Annotated in this window: 15 protein-coding genes; 8 read left to right on the plus strand and 7 right to left on the minus strand. The window is 71.2% G+C overall.

The genetic code is table 11. The features are described 5' to 3' along the window. Position 1: 1 nt before the first annotated feature. A complete protein-coding gene (pdhA, locus tag RM479_RS14795; protein ID WP_311512318.1) occupies positions 2–1,087 on the minus strand; it encodes a pyruvate dehydrogenase (acetyl-transferring) E1 component subunit alpha in 1,086 nt (361 codons plus the stop codon). A gap of 313 nt (positions 1,088–1,400) precedes the next feature. Here pdhA and RM479_RS14800 point away from each other — a divergent pair, with 313 nt between their 5' ends. Beyond that, the gene (locus tag RM479_RS14800) at positions 1,401–1,898 is read left to right on the plus strand and encodes a phosphoribosyltransferase (RefSeq protein ID WP_311512319.1); all 498 of its coding nucleotides are present in this window, start codon (positions 1,401–1,403) and stop codon (positions 1,896–1,898) included. A gap of 110 nt (positions 1,899–2,008) precedes the next feature. Here RM479_RS14800 and RM479_RS14805 read toward each other — a convergent pair whose 3' ends face one another. The 3 genes from RM479_RS14805 to RM479_RS14815 all read right to left on the minus strand — a co-directional run bounded on the left by RM479_RS14805 (position 2,009) and on the right by RM479_RS14815 (position 7,737). Continuing rightward, positions 2,009–2,743, minus strand: a complete 735-nt coding sequence (locus RM479_RS14805) for a hypothetical protein (RefSeq protein ID WP_311512320.1) — start codon at positions 2,741–2,743, stop codon at positions 2,009–2,011. 262 nt (positions 2,744–3,005) lie between these two features. Further along, positions 3,006–4,712, minus strand: a complete 1,707-nt coding sequence (locus tag RM479_RS14810) for a hypothetical protein (RefSeq protein ID WP_311512321.1) — start codon at positions 4,710–4,712, stop codon at positions 3,006–3,008. 142 nt (positions 4,713–4,854) lie between these two features. Beyond that, positions 4,855–7,737 (minus strand): helix-turn-helix transcriptional regulator, encoded by a 2,883-nt coding sequence (locus RM479_RS14815; RefSeq protein ID WP_311512322.1) that lies wholly within the window; start codon positions 7,735–7,737, stop codon positions 4,855–4,857. A gap of 119 nt (positions 7,738–7,856) precedes the next feature. Here RM479_RS14815 and RM479_RS14820 point away from each other — a divergent pair, with 119 nt between their 5' ends. Continuing rightward, positions 7,857–8,528: an esterase/lipase family protein gene (locus RM479_RS14820; RefSeq protein ID WP_311512323.1), complete on the plus strand. Its 672-nt coding sequence runs from the start codon at positions 7,857–7,859 to the stop codon at positions 8,526–8,528. Positions 8,529–8,601: 73 nt separating this feature from the next. On the opposite strand, the gene RM479_RS14825 is transcribed toward RM479_RS14820, so the two are convergent. Both RM479_RS14825 and RM479_RS14830 read right to left on the minus strand, forming a co-directional pair. Beyond that, on the minus strand, positions 8,602–9,183 hold the full coding sequence (locus RM479_RS14825; protein WP_274811089.1) for a DUF1349 domain-containing protein: 582 nt from the start codon (positions 9,181–9,183) through the stop codon (positions 8,602–8,604). A 155-nt stretch (positions 9,184–9,338) separates the two neighbouring features. Then, positions 9,339–10,691: an MFS transporter gene (locus tag RM479_RS14830; protein ID WP_311512324.1), complete on the minus strand. Its 1,353-nt coding sequence runs from the start codon at positions 10,689–10,691 to the stop codon at positions 9,339–9,341. Positions 10,692–11,174: 483 nt separating this feature from the next. Here RM479_RS14830 and RM479_RS14835 point away from each other — a divergent pair, with 483 nt between their 5' ends. From RM479_RS14835 to RM479_RS14855, 5 genes are all read left to right on the plus strand, one after another. After that, positions 11,175–11,621, plus strand: coding sequence for a MarR family winged helix-turn-helix transcriptional regulator (locus tag RM479_RS14835; protein WP_311512325.1), 447 nt, complete (start codon positions 11,175–11,177; stop codon positions 11,619–11,621). An 84-nt stretch (positions 11,622–11,705) separates the two neighbouring features. Continuing rightward, positions 11,706–12,179, plus strand: a complete 474-nt coding sequence (locus RM479_RS14840) for a hypothetical protein (protein ID WP_311512326.1) — start codon at positions 11,706–11,708, stop codon at positions 12,177–12,179. A 431-nt stretch (positions 12,180–12,610) separates the two neighbouring features. Then, a complete protein-coding gene (locus RM479_RS14845) occupies positions 12,611–13,099 on the plus strand; it encodes an FBP domain-containing protein (RefSeq protein WP_311512327.1) in 489 nt (162 codons plus the stop codon). A 296-nt stretch (positions 13,100–13,395) separates the two neighbouring features. Further along, positions 13,396–13,908 (plus strand): hypothetical protein, encoded by a 513-nt coding sequence (locus RM479_RS14850; protein WP_311512328.1) that lies wholly within the window; start codon positions 13,396–13,398, stop codon positions 13,906–13,908. After that, positions 13,905–14,345 carry an ATP-binding protein gene (locus tag RM479_RS14855; protein WP_311512329.1) on the plus strand — a complete coding sequence of 147 codons (441 nt, stop codon included), beginning with the start codon at positions 13,905–13,907 and terminating at the stop codon, positions 14,343–14,345. The genes RM479_RS14850 and RM479_RS14855 overlap by 4 nt, the downstream gene beginning before the upstream one ends. A 108-nt stretch (positions 14,346–14,453) precedes the next feature. Here the strand turns inward: RM479_RS14855 and RM479_RS14860 are convergent, their stop codons facing one another. After that, complete coding sequence (locus RM479_RS14860) at positions 14,454–15,482, minus strand: LPXTG cell wall anchor domain-containing protein (RefSeq protein ID WP_311512330.1); 1,029 nt, start codon at positions 15,480–15,482, stop codon at positions 14,454–14,456. Between the two features lie 423 nt (positions 15,483–15,905). Between RM479_RS14860 and RM479_RS14865 the strand changes: the two genes are divergently transcribed. Beyond that, positions 15,906–17,498, plus strand: coding sequence for an MFS transporter (locus tag RM479_RS14865; protein ID WP_311512331.1), 1,593 nt, complete (start codon positions 15,906–15,908; stop codon positions 17,496–17,498). Positions 17,499–17,566: the final 68 nt, after the last annotated feature.

Here is a 17,566-nt window from a genome sequence, read left to right on the forward strand (position 1 = left end):
GTCAGTCGCTCTCTCTGCTCAGCTCGTCGGCCAGGAAGGCGGCCTGCTCCTTCAGCTGCGGGGTCGGCTCGGCGTACACGTGGGCGAACAGCTCGGAGGGGTGGGGGTCCGTGTCGCGGGAGATGCCCTCGCGCATGGCGGCGGCGACGGCCTCGGCCCGCTCGGTGATCTCCGTCTGACGGGCCTTGGTGAGCACGCGCTTGCGCTTGAGGAAGGCCTCCATGCGGGCGAGCGGGTCGCGCGCGACCCACGGGTCGACCTCGTCGGGGCTGCGGTAGCGGGTGTCGTCGTCGGCGTTGGTGTGCGCCTGCATCCGGTAGGTGTGCGCCTCGACCAGTTGGGGGCCCTCCCCGGCACGGGCGGCGGCGACGGCCCGGCCGAGGACGGCCAGGACGGCGGCGGTGTCGTTGCCGTCGACGCGTTCGCCGTTGACGCCGTAGCCGACGCCCTTGTGGGCGAGGGAGGGGGCGGCGGTCTGGCGGGCCAGGGGGACCGAGATGGCGTACTCGTTGTTCTGGACGAAGAACACGACGGGCGCCTTGAAGACGGCGGCGAAGTTGAGCGCCTCGTGGAAGTCGCCCTCGCTGGTGGCACCGTCGCCGCACATGGCCATGACCACGGTGTCCTCGCCGCGCAGGCGGGCGGCGTGGGCGACGCCGACGGCGTGCGGCAACTGGGTGGCGAGCGGGGTGGCCTGGGGGGCGACCTTGTGCCCGTAGGGGTCGTAACCGGCGTGCCAGTCGCCCTTGAGGAGGGTGAGGACCTCGACGGGGTCGACGCCGCGGGTGACCACGGAGACGCTGTCCCGGTAGGTGGGGAACAGCCAGTCGTTCTCACCGAGGACGAGCGCGGCCCCGACCTGGCAGGCCTCCTGGCCGTGCGAGGAGGGGTAGACGGCCAGTCGGCCCTGGCGCACGAGGGCGCCGGCCTGGTCGTTGACGCGACGGCCGATCACCAGGGCGGTGTAGGCGGCGAGAAGACGTTCGTTGTCGGGGAGGGGAAGGGCCGGGTCGGCGACCGGCCTCCCCGACTCGTCGAGCAGCTGCACCGGCTGCTCGGAGGGGAGCAGGTCCCGGTCGTCGGCCATGCCTCTGCCTCCATAGGTCGGATGTGTCGAAGATGACGTGTACAGACATATGGTGAGGTTTGTGGCCATATGTTCGCCACAGGCGCGCCGAAGTCAAGAAAACGTCGCTTATGAGCGGGCTTTTCGTGGCCGATCGTCTGGATATGTGACCCGGAACACCACCCCGTGTGGACAGGTGGTCGACACCCTCCGTGACCCTTCGGCGTCACTCCCGACCTGCCCGAACGCCGAGCCCTCGCAGCACCGTGATCGACCCCCGCCCTACCATGGGACGGGTTCGTTACAGGGAGTGACACGGGAGGGGCGGGGCGCCGTGAGCGAAGACCGCGAGAGGCTGGACTACGGGCTGTTCGGCACCGCGATCCGGGAACTGGCGCAGGAGATCGCCGACGACGGCTTCGAGCCCGACATCATCCTGTCGATCGCGCGTGGAGGGCTGTTCGTCGCCGGTGGACTCGGCTACGCCCTGGACGTCAAGAACCTGCACGTCATGAACGTGGAGTTCTACACGGGCGTCGGGACCACCCTGGACATGCCCGTCGTGTTGCCCCCGGTCCCCAACGTGGTGGACCTGAGCGACAAGCGGGTGCTGGTCGCCGACGACGTCGCCGACAGCGGCAGAACCCTCAGGCTCGTTCACGACTTCTGCTCCGACCACGTCGCCGAGGTGCGCAGCGCGGTCATCTACCAGAAGCCGCGGTCGCTGATCGACTGCGAGTACGTGTGGAGGCGCACCGACCGGTGGATCGACTTCCCGTGGTCGGTGCTGCCCCCCGTGGTGACCCGCCCGAACCGGGTACGCGACGCTTGAGGGGCGGCGCCGCGCGGACCGGAGGGCGCGGAGCGCCCACGGTGAGCCGGCGCGAAGCCCGAAAACGCACGCCGGTGCGGGTCGGGCCCCGGGTCCGCACCGGCGTCCGGTCAGGCCGGTGTGACGCCCTCGACGATCCGCAGGACCTCCTCGGGGTCGCCCTCCGCCGTCATGTCGTCGCTCGCCCACTGCTCCTCCCAGTAGTCGTCGTCGACGTAGGAGAGGTGGACGATCACGCCGGGCTCCGGGGAGAAGAGCGCGACGGAGCCGTTGTAGTGGCCGTCTCCGTCCGGCAGCTCCCGGACACCGCCGTCGGGGAACTCCTCCTCCAACCGGGTGTCGGTGGCCTCCAGGTAGGCCTCGACATCGGTGAAGTCGTCCCGCCTCAGCACGGAGACGTACAACGAGGAGACGGCGACGGCCTCGCGCTCGGCCAGGACCACGCCGTAGTCGTCGACCAGGTGATGCACCTCGATGTCGTCGGCCAGCCACGCGCGTTCGACCTCGTGGGTGTCGGGGACGACAAAGCCGCTCTCGGCGAGCCAGGCCGTGTGGTCCAGGTCGTAGGGGGTGCCCTCGACATCGTCGGGCAGGTGACCGATCTCGTAGCCGTTCAGGTCCCCCGCGGCCGGGTGGTGGCCCTGCGCCTCCAGGAACGGCGCGGCCTCTTCCAGCGACATGTGCTCGGAGGGGGCCTCGTCGTTCGGCCCGAGCGGGGGGAGGCCGGTCCCGGTGGGGGCGACCGCTCCGACGGGGGAGGCGTCGGAGCCGTTCTGGCAGGCCGTGGTGGCGAGGGTGAGAAGGCCGAGGACACCGAATGCGAGTACGCGCGTTCTCTTCGTCATGCGCCCATCCTGGCCGGGGCCGAGGACCGGCGGATGAGTACCGACACTCATCTCGGCCGCGGTACCGGTTCGGGCGGCTCCACCGGCCGATCACGGCGGTGTGCCGCCCTCCGCGCCGTCGGGCGGGTGACCGTTCTCGCCGTCGTTCGGGTCCCCTCGGCCGGGTGGCGGCCCCGCGCACGCGGGCACGGCGCGGCCCTCTCGGGGCCGGCGCTCGGAGGGCCCCGCCGTTCGGCCCGAGCGGCCCTCCGGACCGGCACCGTCACGGGGCGTCCGGGCGCAACCGCTCCACCAGCCACGGCGGCGTGTTCGTGAAGTCCCGGGGGAAGTAGCGGGCGTCGAGGGCGTGATCGAACGCGCGCGGCGGCATGGAGAAGGCGGGTTCGCCGTCCCGGTCGTAGGCGACGCGCCACCCGGAGGTGCGACCCACGACGACGTCCACCGTGAACCAGGCGCCCCTCCCTTCGACGTAGGTGACCGAGCGCAGCGCCTCCATGGCGGCGCGGACGCCTTCGGGCAGGGGGAGGTCGTGGTCGCCGTCGGCGCAGGTGGCGACGAGTTCACCGCCCGCGTATCCCACCAGGGCCCGGTAGGTCAGCCGCAGCCGGGACCAGTCCAGGTTCCGGGCCGGGAAGCGCATCCGGTCGGCGATCTCGTCGATGAGGGCGACCCTGCGTTCCGGGGTGATCCGCAGTGGCGGCACGCTCGGTCGCCCGGGCGGGCCCGGCCGGGGCGGGGCGTACGCGGTGCGTTCGGACAGCAGCCCGGCCCAGGCGGGCCGCCAGGCGGGGGAGCGGCGCCGCATCTCCTCCCGGAGCACGGCCGTGTCCCCGGGGCCGCCGGCGGGATGGGCGAGACCGAGTTCGCGGATCCCCTCGTCGACGGGGCCCGGCAGCCAGGCGGGCCAGTGGTCGTAGGCGCGTTCCAGAACGACGTCGTCACGGGTGATGTCGAGGCGGGCGAAGAGCCAGCGACCGCGTTCGGGGTCCTCCTCGTCCGCGCGCAGGCCCTCCAGGATGGCGTGCGCGCCGGGGCCGGTGGCGATCGGGACCAGGTCGTCGTGGACCAGGCCGTGGGCGTGGGGCGCGCGGTAGACGAGGACCCGCCGGTCGGCATCGCCGAGCAGGTGCTCGCGGGCCAGGGCGGAGATCTCGGCGAGGGCCTTCTCGGCACGGCCGCGCGGGGTGGCGGTGGCGGCCAGGGCGGTGACGGGGTCCCCGCGTCCGGGCAGTTCCCCGGCCGCGCGCATGGCGTCGCCGATGAGCAGGGACAGGCTGCGGCGCCCGATGAGGGGGTGGCCTCCGCCCACCGGTCGGGAACGGCCGGGCGGGAGCGCCTCGGGCTCCTGCTCACCCGTGAGCCCGAGGCGGAGGGCGATGGCCATGGCCGCCGCGACGTCGATGTCGGGGCGGGCGGAGTACCCGAGGACCCTCGCGAGGATCCCGGTGTCCAGGGATCGCTGTTCCGCCCGGGACACGAGGTCGGCGACGGTCGCGCGGGCGGACCCGACGTCGTCCGCGTTCAGGGCGGTGAGGGCCACCCATTCGGTGAAGCGGTCCAGGTCGGCGCACCAGCCGACGGTGGCGGCCAGGCCGTCGTCCTCCCAGTCGTCGGGGTAGTCGGCACGGGACCACCCGTCGTCCCACCAGTAGACGAAGTCCGGCCGGGGGAGTTCGGCGAGCCACTCCCGGGGGAGCCCGTCGGGCGCTCCGTCGAAGGGGTCGATCGGCCGGTCCCGCCCCTGGGCGACCGCGCTGTCCCGGTCCTCGCCGATGAGGAGGAACCGGCCGTCGGACACGCGGGCCAGGCAGAAGCGGGAGCCCAGGATCAGCGAGAAGTGGACCGCGCCGCGCTCGGGCACGCAGTGGGGCAGTCCGAGGCCGGCGCAGATCGCCGCGTACGCACCGGCCCGGGACCAGAGGATCTCGGGATGGGGCAGGTCGGAGGGCGATCCTGGCAGGTGGAACACCGTGGTGCCTTTCCAGAGGGAGCGGTCTCCGGAATCATGCCCCACGACGCGCGGGCCGACCCCGCATTCCGAGCCCGTGTCCCGATCGGGGTTTCACGTGAAACATCGATCGGGCGACGTGGCGTGGTGTCGACATGTCCGTTCACCGACAGGTGGATCGGTCGGCGAACGCCGGACGGTCGATGAGTCGGGACAACTCCACCCGGGAGCGGATGCCGAGTTTGGAGTAGATGTTGCGCAGGTGGTGATCGACGGTGCGGGTGCTGAGGAACATCCGCGCCGCGACCTCCCGGTTGGTGGCCCCGTCCGCGACGTGACGGGCGATGCGCAGCTGTTGCGGGCTCAGGTCGGACAGGCGCGTCTCCGCACCGCTCACGGCCCCGCCCGCCGCGCGCAGTTCGGCGGCGGCCTGAGCGGCCCAGGGCACGGCGCCCAGGCGTTCGAAGATCTCCCGGGCCTCGGTGAGGTGCTCACGGGCCGACCCCGGGTGGCGCGACCGACGCAGCCGGGTGCCCAGGAGCAGCCGGGTGCGGGCCTGCTCGAAGTCGCAGTAGCCGGAGGTGTGCAGTTCCAGGGCCCGGAACAGGTCCTCCTGGGCCCGGTCTCCGTCGGCGAGCAGTCCCCGGCAGCGCGCCACGAGGGCGCGGGCGGTGTCGTTCCCGGTGGCCTCCGCCCAGGCGTGGAGTGTGGCGACACCGGCGTCGACACGCGTGTCCAGGCCGCCGCGCACGGCGGCCTCCACCAGGTGCGGGGTGAGGAGCAGCCGCACCGCCGCGTGGCTCCGGCCGGGGCCGGAGCGGGTCAGGGCGCGCAGCCGCACGGCGGCCTCGCGGGCCCGGCCGGCACCCAGGTCGAGCAGGGCCAGCGCCCAGGACGCCAGTGCCGCGGGCAGACCGACGTCGTGCGCCTCGGCGGTGGCCAGGGCGGCTCCCGCCAGCCCCCGGCAGGTCTCCTCCTCTCCCCGGATGGCCGCGACGAACGCCAACGCCGCCCGGTGGTGGCCGGCGCAGTTCTCCTGTCCGGTGGCCAGGGCGGTGCGCAACCCCTCGGTGGCGCTCTCCTCCGCCAGGGACAGGCGGCCGAACCAGAGTTCGGCGTAGGTGAGGAACTCCAGGGCCTGGGGGACGAGGGCGGCGGCCCCGGTGCGGCGGGCGATGAGGACGGCCCGGCCGGCGAGGGCCCGGGTCCGGATGTGATCGCCGCACAGCAGCCCGGAGATGACGCCGAGGACGAGCACGTCGGGTTCGCCCAGGTGGTCGGCCGCGACCTGGACCCGGCGCAGGGCGTCGACCCCTTGGGCGTGGCGTCCTCGGAAGATCGCGGACTTGCCCGCCATGTAGTCGAGGAGGACGCGGTCGCGGGGGGAGTCGGCCCGCTCCGCGAGGGCTCGGGCGCGGGCCGCCGTGGCGAAGTAGCGGTCGTGGTCGCCGGCCAGGCAGCCGGCCTCCCCGGCGTGGTGGAAGAGTTCGAGGGCGCGTGAGGGGTCGTGGTCGGCGAGGCGTTCCGCGGCGGCGGAGAGACGGTGGAAGGCGTCGATGGCCACGCCGGCGCGCAGGTCCATCTGGGCGGCGAAGGGGTCGGCGGCGTCGCCCGCCCGGTGGGCGTCCCGTCGGGCCCGCCGGTGGTCGCCGGCGATCCAGGCGTGCCGGGCGGCCATCAGGAAACGGTCCTCGCGGATCTTTGCGCCGATCCGGTCCTCGGCGATCGCGGGAGCGCGGCCTTCGCGGACGGTGCCGTCGGTCGTGGTGACGGGTTCGGCGGCGCGCCCGGAGGGCCGTGCGGCCCCGGACCCGGCCTCGCGCACGGTTCCGGTGGACCGGGATCCGCTCGGCGCATCGGCGGTGGGGGTGAGCTCGGCGGCGCGCTCCCACAGGAGCGCTGCGGTGGCGTGCTCGGTGGTGTTCCGGGCGATCGCGGTGAGTTCGGCGGCCAGGACGGGGTCGGTGCCGGCGACGGCCGCGGCCCGGTGCCGCGCGGCGACGGCCGGGAGGTCGGCGTACAGGTCGGCCAGGGCCCGGTGGGCGGCATGGCGTTCGCCGAGGGGGGAGCGGTGATAACAGGCGGTGCGGACCAGGGGGTGCGCCGGCACGGGGCGTCCGGCCTCGTGGCGGACCAGTCCGGCGGCCACCGCGGGTTCGAGGTCCCCGGGGTCCAGGCCGGCGGCTTCGGCCCGGTCGTGGTGCTCGGCGGTCTCGTCGAGGACCATGAGGAGCAGCCGGTGCCGGGTGTCGGCGGGCAGGGAGCGCAGGAGTCGCGCGCAGGTGTCGGTGAGGGTCCCGTGGGAGCGGGGCGGCTCGCCCAGGGGCGCGTCACCGCACGCCTGTCCCGGGGTGAGCGCGTCGGCGAGTTCTCCGGCGGCCCGGGGGTTGCCCCGGGCGGCGGCGACCAGGTCGGCGCGGACCCCGGCGGCGAGCGGGTGCGGGGACCGCTCGTCGAGGAGGTCGGAGAGGACCCGGTCGGGCAGGGGGGACAGGGCCAGTCGGGCGGGACCGGCCAGATCACCGAGGACGTCGGCGTCGGCGGTGAGCAGGGTCGCGACGCCTTCCACGGAGAACCGGCGGGCGGCGAACGCGATGGCCTGCCGGGAGGACCGGTCCATGAGGTGGAGGTCGTCGACGCACACCAGCAGGGGGTGTTCGGCGGCGGCCTCGGTGAGCAGGGCCAGCGCGGCGGCAGCCAGCGGAAAGGGCCGGTCGTCCCGTCCCAGGGACAGGGCCTCGTCCAAGACCTCGCGCTGGGCGGCGGGCAGCCGTGGCAGGTAGGGGAGCACGGTGCGCAGGAGTTGGTGCAGACCGGCGTGGGCCAGCTCGCTCTCCTCCGGAACCGCTCGGGCGTAGAGGACGGTGAGGTCGGCGGCCTCGGTGACGGCGTGGGCCAGCAGGGCGCTCTTCCCCGAGCCGGGCCCACCGGTCACGAGGAGGGCGTCACTGCGCCCGGACCGGGCCGCGTGGAGCAGACGGCGGACGGCGGCGAGTTCGCGTTCACGTCCGGACGGGGCGGTGACGGTGGGGGGCACTCTGGTCACGCATAAAAAGTTACCCACGAGTTAAGAAGAAGTAAAGGGACCGGCGATTCAGCCGATGCGCGCACAGTGACCCGTGCCACACACTCGCTCCAGATCCCCCCGCAGATCCGGAGCCCCCCATGAAGCGTCTGATCGCCGTCCTGAGCGGCCTCGTCCTGGCCGTCGTCCTCTCCTTCGCACAGGCCGCCCCCGCCGCGGCAGCCCCCCAGACCCCCGTCATCTTCATCCACGGTTTCGCCGGCAAGGGTGAGCAGTGGTCGACCATGCGCAACAGCCTGGTCTCCTCCGGCTACCCGCGGGACCGACTGCACGTCTTCTCCTACGACTGGGCCCGTTCCAACAAGACCATCGCCGGGCAGCTCTCCTCCTACGTGGACGGGGTCCGCGCCCAGCACGGGGTCGACAAGGTCCACCTGGTCTCCCACTCCATGGGCGGCCTGTCCTCCCGCTGGTACATCAAGAACCTGGGCGGCGCCCAGAAGGTCGACCGGTGGATCTCCATCGGCGGTCCCAACAACGGGACGAACGTCGCCGGACTGTGCCCGTCGCTCATCACCCCGTGCAAGGAGATGCGGCACGGGTCGTCGTTCCTGAACGAGCTCAACTCCGGGAACCCCACCCCGGGCCCGACGGTCTACACGACCTTCCGGTCGCCGTGCGACGTCATCATCTCCCCGACGTCCAGCACCTCCCTGTCCGGCGCGAACAACATCCGGACCGGCTGCCTGGAGCACATCTCGATGATGTGGAGCTCCGAGGTCATCTCGGGCGTGCGCGGCACCATCACCTGACCCCCTCCCCATCCCCCGCTCGGGCGGGTCGGCGCTCCTCCCTCGCCGACCCGCCCCTTCCGCGTTCCCGGGATCAGGTGTGCTCGTCCTCGGGGACGTCCGAGGAGATCGACAGGTCGCGGAACACGGCCCGGAACCCCTCCCGCTCGGGCGAGCAGCACATGACACCGGCCAGGCAGGTCTCGCCCAGCGGCAAGTGGGCCAGGCGCAGCAGCCGCCAGGTGCCCCACCCGTCCAGGTACTGGACGTTGACGGCCTCACCGGTGCGGATGACGCGGATCGTCAGGTCGGGGAACGCGCCGCCGCGCCGGGGGAGGGAGACCACGGACCAGTCGGAGTGGCCCCGGGTCACCACGGAGCTGACGTTGAGCCCGCCGCCGACGAACTCGGTCCCCGTCTTGATCCAGTTCTCCTCGTCGGCCCGCAGCATGAGCCCGGCCTGGTCGTACTGCTTCCCGTAGTCGCCGTTGAAGGTCGCCTGGAGGACGAAGTCGCCGCTGACCTCCGTGTACAGGAAGTGACCGTCGTCATGGACGAACCCGTAGTGGGTGTGCCGCCAGAAGTCCTTGCCGTCGGCGGTGACCACGGTGAGGGATCCGTCGTCCTCGACCCGCCAGGACGGGGGTTCGTTCAGCCAGGTCATATCGGTGAACACGGTGTCACCTCTCGTTCGCGGAGCCGCTGGGGGTCGGGCCATGAGAGCGCTCCCACGGCCGTCGACACGACCCTATGTCGACAAGGCGGCGGGGCGACAGGGCGAGAGGGCGGTACGGCGACGAGTCGCCGTACCGCCCTCGGCGGGAACGGGGGTCAGGAGGCCTTGCGGGCCTCGTCGACGCCCTCGGCGTGCAGGTCGACGCCCATGTTCTCCTTGACCAGGGAGACGCCGATGAACGAGATCACCGCGGCGCCCACGATGTAGGCGCCGATCGTCCAGGACATGCCGGTGTTCTCCAGCAGGAGCTGGGCGATCATCGGGGCGAAGGCACCGCCGAGGATCGCGCCCAGGGCGTAGCCGATGGAGACGCCGGAGTAGCGGATCTCGGCCGGGAACATCTCCGCGTACAGCGCCGACTGGGGACCGTAGCTCAGCCCCAGGGTCAGGCAGAAGACGAAGACGCCCGCGAAGTAGAACAGGATGTTCGCGGTGTCGATCATGAGCCACATCGGCACGGCCCACACGGCGAGCAGGACGAAGCCGATCTGGAAGGTGCGCACCCGGCCCCAGCGGTCGCTGACCCAGCCGCCGTACAGGGTGGAGACGAGCCAGCCGAAGGAGGCCAGGGTGGTGGCCAGCAGGACCGGGCCGCGCTCCATTCCCAGGGCGGTCGAGGCGTAGGTGGCGACGAAGGCGATGACGAGGTAGCCGGCCGCGTTGTTGGCGAGGAAGATCAGCGCGGCGAGCACGACCTCCCTGGTGTTGTTGCGGAACAGCGAGCCCAGCGGGGCAGAGGACTCGGCGCGGCGCTCCTGCATCTGCTTGAAGACCGGGGACTCCTCCACCGACTTGCGGATGAGGTGGCCGATGATGATCAGCAGGAAGGACAGCAGGAACGGGATGCGCCAGCCCCATTCGAGGAAGGCGTCCGGGCCGATGGCGGTGGTGATGAGCCACACGACGAAGGTCGCGAGGATCATGCCGCAGGGCACGCCGATCTGCGGGTAGGCGCCGAAGAAGCCGCGCTTGTTCACCGGCGCGTGCTCCACCGACATGAGGGCGGCGCCGCCCCACTCACCGCCCGCGGAGAAGCCCTGGAGGATGCGCAGGATGATGAGGAGGACCGGGGCGGCCACGCCGATCTGGGCGTAGGTGGGCAGCAGACCGATCAGGCAGGTCGCGACGCCCATCAGGACGAGGGTGGCTACCAGGACCTTCTTGCGGCCGATCTTGTCGCCGAGGTGCCCGGCGACGATCGCGCCGAGGGGGCGGAAGAGGAACGAGATGCCGATGGTCGCGAAGGACAGCACCTGGGCCACGCCGGGGTTGGACTCGGCCATGGGCGCGAGGAACAGGGGCGCGAGGACCAGACCCGCGGCCTGCGCGTAGATGAAGAAGTCGTACCACTCGATGGTGGTGCCGACCATGGTCCCGGCGAGGACCTTGCGCCGTTCCTTGGTGTCCAGGGGGGCGGACCCCGAGGCCGTGGCGTCGGATGTTGCCATTGCTGCTCCGTAATGTCTGCCGACCGGGGAGTCGGTCACGTCAGGGCCCGTGCCCCCGTGCCCGAAGGACACGCGTCGGCACAGGACGGATGCGCCGACAGAGAGGTCACGAGCCCCAGGACACTATGCCATGTGATCTACGGCATTTTGAATACCTGTGCAGACTTATCCCTGATCAGACCATATGAACTGACCGAACGGTCGGTGAGTATACGAACACCGTCAGGCAGTCGTCGCAGGTGCGGCGGCTCGTGGGACGACCCGGAGGGAAGGCGCGCGAACACGGAAAGGGACACGGAAGGCGGAGCGGCGGCGAGGACTCCGCGGGGCCGGACGGGCGGGCGCGGTCTCGGAGTCGCTCCCGCCGGGGAGGCGTCCCCATCGGGTGCCCGGGGAAGGTCGACGCGTCGCCACGGCGACACATCGTCACGGCGACGTGTCGACAGATCGACCGGCCGACCGGCGATGGGGGAGACTGAACCGGTGAGTACCGAGAACAGCCGCCCCGAGCCGCCCGCGTTGAGCACCTCCATCCTCGTGTTGACGTTGGCCCGGCAGGTGGAGGGCGAACTCGGCGCCGCCCTGGCCCCGCTCGACCTGACGGTCGCCCGCCTCGGCCTGCTCGGTCACATCTCCGGGATGCCCGGCATCTCCTTCAGCGAACTGGCACGGATGTCGGGGATCACCGTGCAGAGCGCGCACACCGGCGTGAAGGCCCTGGTGGCCGCCGGTTGGGTGCGCGATCTGACCGCCCGCCCGGGGGCAGCCTCGACCATCGAGATCACCCCGGAGGGAAAGCGACTCCTGGAGCGGGCCGGACGGGAGATCGCCCGGATCGACGAGCGGTTGTTCGGCTCGGACGCGGACCCGATCCGGCACCAGGTCGGCACGGCGATCCGCGCGGCCTTCGCCGGGATCCCCCGGCGCTGAGACCCACCCCACCTTCAGTATGACTGAAGCATGCCCTAGGCTTCAGTCTTACTGAAGGTCACCGAGGCATTCGAGGAGCCGTCCATGGAAGATCTCCTTCTCTCGATCCACGTACTCGCCGGCATCGTGTTCGTCGGCGGCTCGGCCGTCGCCACCAGCCTCTTCCCCCGCTACGCGCCGGTCGCCGTTCGCGCCGGGGCGCCCATCGGACCGCCCGTGGCGGAGCGGGCCGACGAGCGGAACCGGAGCACGGCGCTCGTCCTGCACCGCATCACCCGGGTCTACGCGCTCATCGGCATCACGGTGCCCGTGGTGGGAATCGCCCTCGCCCTCGTCCAAGGACGCATGAGCGAAACGTGGGTCAACGTGGCGATGATCCTCACCGCAGCCGCCGGCGTCCTGCTGGCCTGGCAGATCCACCCCCGCCAGCGCGAGGCCCTGCGCGAACCCGTCGACAAGGCCGTGCTGAGCCGGCTGTCCATGTACAGCGGCTTCTACAACCTGCTGTGGGCGGCGGTCGTCGTGCTCATGATCGTGCGTACGGGTTCCGCGGACTGACGACGCGAGAACGTGCGGCGGACGAGGGGCAGGGGCGGTCCTCGGCTCGGTGTTCTCCGACGGTCCCATCGGGGAGCAACGCGGGGGACATCGTGGCGGTGCGGAACTCCAGGGGCGTTACCGGGGTCGTGGGTGAACGGCCCGAGGGGACAGGGCACCGCGTCGTTCTCCGGGAACGTGTTCTCCCGGTTCGCGGACCCGCCGGGGGACCTGGGGTGGGTGTACGGCCTCAGGCCGCAGGAGGAGTCGGCGTGGGACGCGGGCACCGACGAGACGGACGGAGACGAGGACCGTTCGCCGGCCCGGAGTCGGAGTACGTCCACGCGACGCCGATGGAGGCGACGGGATCGCCGCGCACCCCTCGGACCAGTGCGAACACCTTGGACTAATCCCATTGCCGACCCACGAGAGGCGCTGTTAGCGTCGACGGAATGATTCCCATCACCGAGAACGAGATCCGCGACTCGTTCGTCAACTGTTCCAAGGGCGAGGCCAAGCGGCTGACGATCCCCAAGCTGGACACCCGACCGTGGGAGAACCTGGACTTCTTCGGGTGGCGGGACCCGACGGCCCACGAACGCGCCTATCTGATCGCCGAGCGCGGTGACGGACTGGTGGGGGTGGCGCTCCGGTTGAGCGTGGCGGCCAACGGGACCCGGCGCAGTCTGTGTTCGGTGTGCGTGACCAGTCGCCAGGGTCCGGGCGTGGGGCTCATGGTGGCTCCGCGCGTGGGGAAGGCCGGGCGCGAGGGGAACACGATCGGTCTGCGCATGTGCTCGGACTTCGCGTGTTCGCTGTACGCTCGCGGGCTCAAGCAGCCGGAGCCGGGCGGGCGATTCGAGGAGACGCTGACGGTCGACGAGAAGGTCGATCGACTCGTGGAGAACCTGGGGACCTTCCTGGACCGGCTGACGAAGTAGTCGTGTCCGCAAGGCGAGAAGTGGGCGTGTCGATTGGTCGACACGTCCATTTTTTTAGCATTTACCCTCAAATGCAACGGAAGAATAAAAAGGGCTTATCGTACAGTCCGGACACGGCGTGAACCGAGGGAGCCCGATCACGTGCAACCTTCCCCACCGACTTCGGAGAAAAGCTTCCCTTCTCGAACCCGTGTGCCCTAATCTGGCCAACGACAAATCAACAAGTGACCCCGCGACGCCTACAAGCGCCCGGGGTCGTGGCCAGCAACTTCCCAGTTAACGATCGGATTGCCAGCGTGCGCCAGTCTAGTGCCGCGCTCCTCAGGGCTGTCTTCGCCCTGTTCGGAGCGTTGCTGTCCCCTTCCCGCGGCCGTCACACCCGCCGCCGCTCCACCCGGGTCCGCCGCTACGCCCAGAACCCCCGACCCGCGACCCGGCCCTCACCCCCGGCCGCCCCGCGCCCACACCACCCGCGTCTGCACCGGCCCCGCGAGGTCTTCCCGGCCGAGGAGCTGCCGCTCGTGCGGCCCTACTACACCGCCCACGAACAGAACCGCACCCAAGCCCGTGTCCAGGCCGAGGCGACCGCACGCCTGCACCGATGGAGCGCACCCCGCACCCCCAAGGCCCACGCCCCCGAGGCGCGCCCGTCCGGGCCGCTCGCCTGCGCCCCGCGCCTGCCCGAACCGAGGCTCCCCGAAGGAGACCTGCTCGCGCCCACCCCGCCCCCGGTCACCTTCGAGGACCTGGCGAAAGTGACCCGCGTGTGGATCGCCCAGCAGGAAAGCAAGGCGGGGGTGGGCGTATGACCCCGACCCGGATCTGGACCCACCGCCTCTACCCCGGCGAGCTGCGCGAGCTGTCCCGGGTGCGCCGGGAGCTGACCGCCGACCTGGCAGGGTTCGACCCCGGCGTGGCCGACACCCTGGTGCTGTGCGGCAGCGAACTGTTCGCCAACTGCGTCAGGTACACCGCCTCGGGCACCGAGAACGGAGCGGTCATCCGCACCCTGTGGCTGGTCGGGGACCGCTCCCTCACCCTGGGGTTCACCGACGACGGCCTCGGCGGCACCGTGCCCCGCATCCCCACGACACGCACCCCCGACGAGTGGGAGGAAGCCGAGGGACAACGCGGACTGTTGATGGTCCAGGAGTTGTCCACAGCCTGGGGATACTCACCCGTCTGCCCCTTCGGTGACCTGGGCACCCACACCTGGGCCACCTTCACCCTCACCGCCCAGTCGTAGGCCTGCGGCCCGACCGCCTGGGAAGCGTACCTTCGGAATCACACGAGAACGGGCCCGCCCTCTGAGAGGTGCGGGCCCGTCCGTAGCGGGTCACATCACAGGTTCAGCTCAACCACGGTTCTCGTCGACCCGACGACGACGCCCGAGGATCATGGCTCCGACACCGGCCAAGGCGGTCAACAGACCCCCCACCACCGGAATGGCGATCGAGGCCCCCGTCTGCGCGAGCACGGGGTGCTCGGGCTTCGGGTGCTCGGGCTTCGGGTGCTCGGGCTTCGGGTGCTCGGGCTTCGGGTGCTCAGGCTTCGGGTGCTCAGGCTTGCAAGGCTTACCGGGCTTCCACGGCCCCTCTTCCCCGGGCTTGCAAGGCTTGCCAGGCTTGCCCGGCTCCCCGGGCTTACCGGGCTTGCCAGGCTTACCCGGCTCCCCAGGCTTACCCGGCTTACCCGGCTCCCCAGGCTTACCCGGCTTACCGGGCTCCCCAGGCTTACCCGGCTTACCGGGCTCCCCAGGCTTGCCAGGCTTGCCCGGCTTACCCGGCTCCCCAGGCTTACCGGGCTTGCCAGGCTTACCCGGCTCCCCAGGCTTACCCGGCTTACCGGGCTCCCCAGGCTTACCCGGCTCCCCAGGCTTGCCAGGCTTGCCAGGCTTGCCAGGCTCCCCGGGCTTACCGGGCTTACCCGGCTCCCCAGGCTTGCCAGGCTTACCCGGCTCCCCAGGCTTACCGGGCTTGCCGGGTTCCCCCGGCTTGCCCGGCTCCCCGGGCTTACCCGGCTTGGGCTTCTCGGGCTTGGGCTTCTCCGGCTTCGGGTGCTCCTCGGGCGGATACGGGTATACGGGCTTTCCCGACTTCAGAACCGTCTCCACACCGAGGTCCTGGCCGGCAAGCGGGTCCTGGCCGAGCAGGGCGTTGTCCACCGCCTGCTCGATGTCCAGCACCGCTCGGCCCGGTTCCGGGGCCGACGCGGCCACCGTCCCCTGGTGCTCCCGGCCGACCTCATCGGCGAACGCGGGGCTCATGCCCCACAGCAGGGGAGCGATGAACACGGCACCGGTGGACGCGGCGGCCACACGGAACAGATTGCGGGCACTGATGGCTTTGGAAGCCTTGGCAGCATGATTCGGGCAGTGATCCATGCTCGAATGGTCCGCAATTAATCACGCAGAGTCACTTTCCACTACTCTGTGAATTGGCAAAAGAATGGCAAAAATAAAATAATCGCGAATAAACCTCACGAGGGACGCCTTCGAAAACGGCATACCACCGGCCCGGAGAGCCGAATCCGATAAGGACGAGACTCTTTGTCGACTTCTCCCTCGGCTCGGCGGTCCGAGTGAGGGCGGACACGACCGCGGTGCGCGGCGGGATCGGCCCCTCCCTCCCGCGTACACGACGGGGATTCCCGAGGGGTGCTCGACACCGGAGCCGGAAAGACCGACACCGATCCGGGGCGGGCCCGGGCCCGACGTCCCGGCGTGACCCTCGCCTCATCGTCGTTGACATCAACATTAGTTGAGCTTTTAGCCTCCTCGTATCACCCCCGAAACGAGGAGGCCCTCGTGGCCACGCACTCCCCACCCCGCGCAGGTCGCCGAGAATGGATCGGCCTCGCCGTCCTGGCGTTGCCCACCCTGCTGCTCGCCATGGACATGACCGTCCTTCACCTGGCCATCCCCTCCCTGACCGCGGACCTGAGACCGACCACCTCCCAGATGCTGTGGATCCTGGACATCTACGGCTTCCTCATCGCCGGGTTCCTCCTCACCATGGGCACTCTGGGCGACCGCATCGGACGGCGCAGACTCCTCCTCATCGGGGGTGCCGCCTTCGGGGCCACGTCCGTCCTGGCCGCGTTCTCCACCAGCGCGGAGATGCTGATCCTCGCCCGGGCACTGCTCGGCATCGCCGGCGCGACGCTGATGCCGTCCACCCTCTCCCTCATCCGGACGATGTTCCACGACCCGGCACAGCGCACGGTGGCCGTCAGCGTCTGGATGACCTGCTTCGCCGTCGGGGGCGCCCTGGGTCCCCTCCTCGGCGGGCTCATGCTGGGCCGTTTCGAGTGGGGCTCGGTCTTCCTGCTCGGTGTTCCGGTGATGTTGCTGCTGCTGGTTCTGGGCCCCTTCCTGCTGCCCGAGCACAAGAACGCCGACGCCGGACGCCTGGACCTCATCAGCGCCGTCCTCTCGCTCACTGCGATCCTGTCGGTCGTCTACGGCCTCAAGGTGCTGGCCGAGGACGGTCCGAGCACCGCGCCGCTCGCCTTCCTGGCCCTCGGCCTGCTCACCGGTCTGGTCTTCGTCCGCCGCCAGCGCACCATCGCCCACCCGCTCGTCGACCTCACCCTGTTCCGCAACCGGACCTTCAGCACGGCCGCCGCCCTGTTGACCGTCGGTGTGATGGTCATGGCGGGATCCCAGCTGTTCACGCTGCAATACCTCCAGCTCGTGGAGGGACTCTCACCCCTCCAGGCCGGATTGTGGTCCCTGCCCAACGCCGCGGGGCTGATGGTCGGGGCGATGAGCGCACCCGCCCTGGCCGCCAGGACCCGCCCCGGACCGGTCATCGCGGGTGGACTGGCCCTGACCGCGGTGGCCCTGGCCTCCCTGACGCTCGTCGGCGCCACCGACGGACTACTGATCCTGGTGGCCTCCTCCACCCTGATGGGGGTGGGCCTGGGGCCGATGGTGGCCCTGGGCACCGACCTCATCGTGGGCTCGGCACCGGTGGAGCGTTCGGGGACGGCCTCGGCCCTCTCCGAGACCTCGACCGAACTCGGCGCCGGCCTGGGCATCGCGGTCATGGGGAGCATCGGTTTCGGCGTCTACCGCAGCCGCGTCTCCGAGTCCGCGCCCGAGGGCGTGGACGTCCACACCGCCCGCGAGTCCCTGGGCGCCGCGGTCGACCTGGCCCGGGTTCTGGGGGATCCGCTCGGAACGGAACTGCTCACCGCCGCCAGGGAGGCCTTCGTGAGCGGGTTGCACGTCACCGCCACCGTGGGTGGTGTGACCGCCCTGGTCATGGCGGTTCTGGCCGCCCTGCTGCTCAAGCGGACCCCGGAGGCGGAGAAGGGCGACGGGTCACCGGACGACCGGAGCGCGGAACCGACCACGGACGGGCCCGTCCGGGAGACCGCGCCGACCGGCTCCTGAGCACGGCCCCGGTCCCGCTCCCCGGCACCGTCGGAGAGCGGGACCGGGGCGGCACCACCCGCCCCACC

The sequence above is a fragment of the Nocardiopsis lambiniae genome (assembly GCF_031845465.1).
GTDB classification, from domain to species: Bacteria; Actinomycetota; Actinomycetes; order Streptosporangiales; family Streptosporangiaceae; genus Nocardiopsis; species Nocardiopsis lambiniae.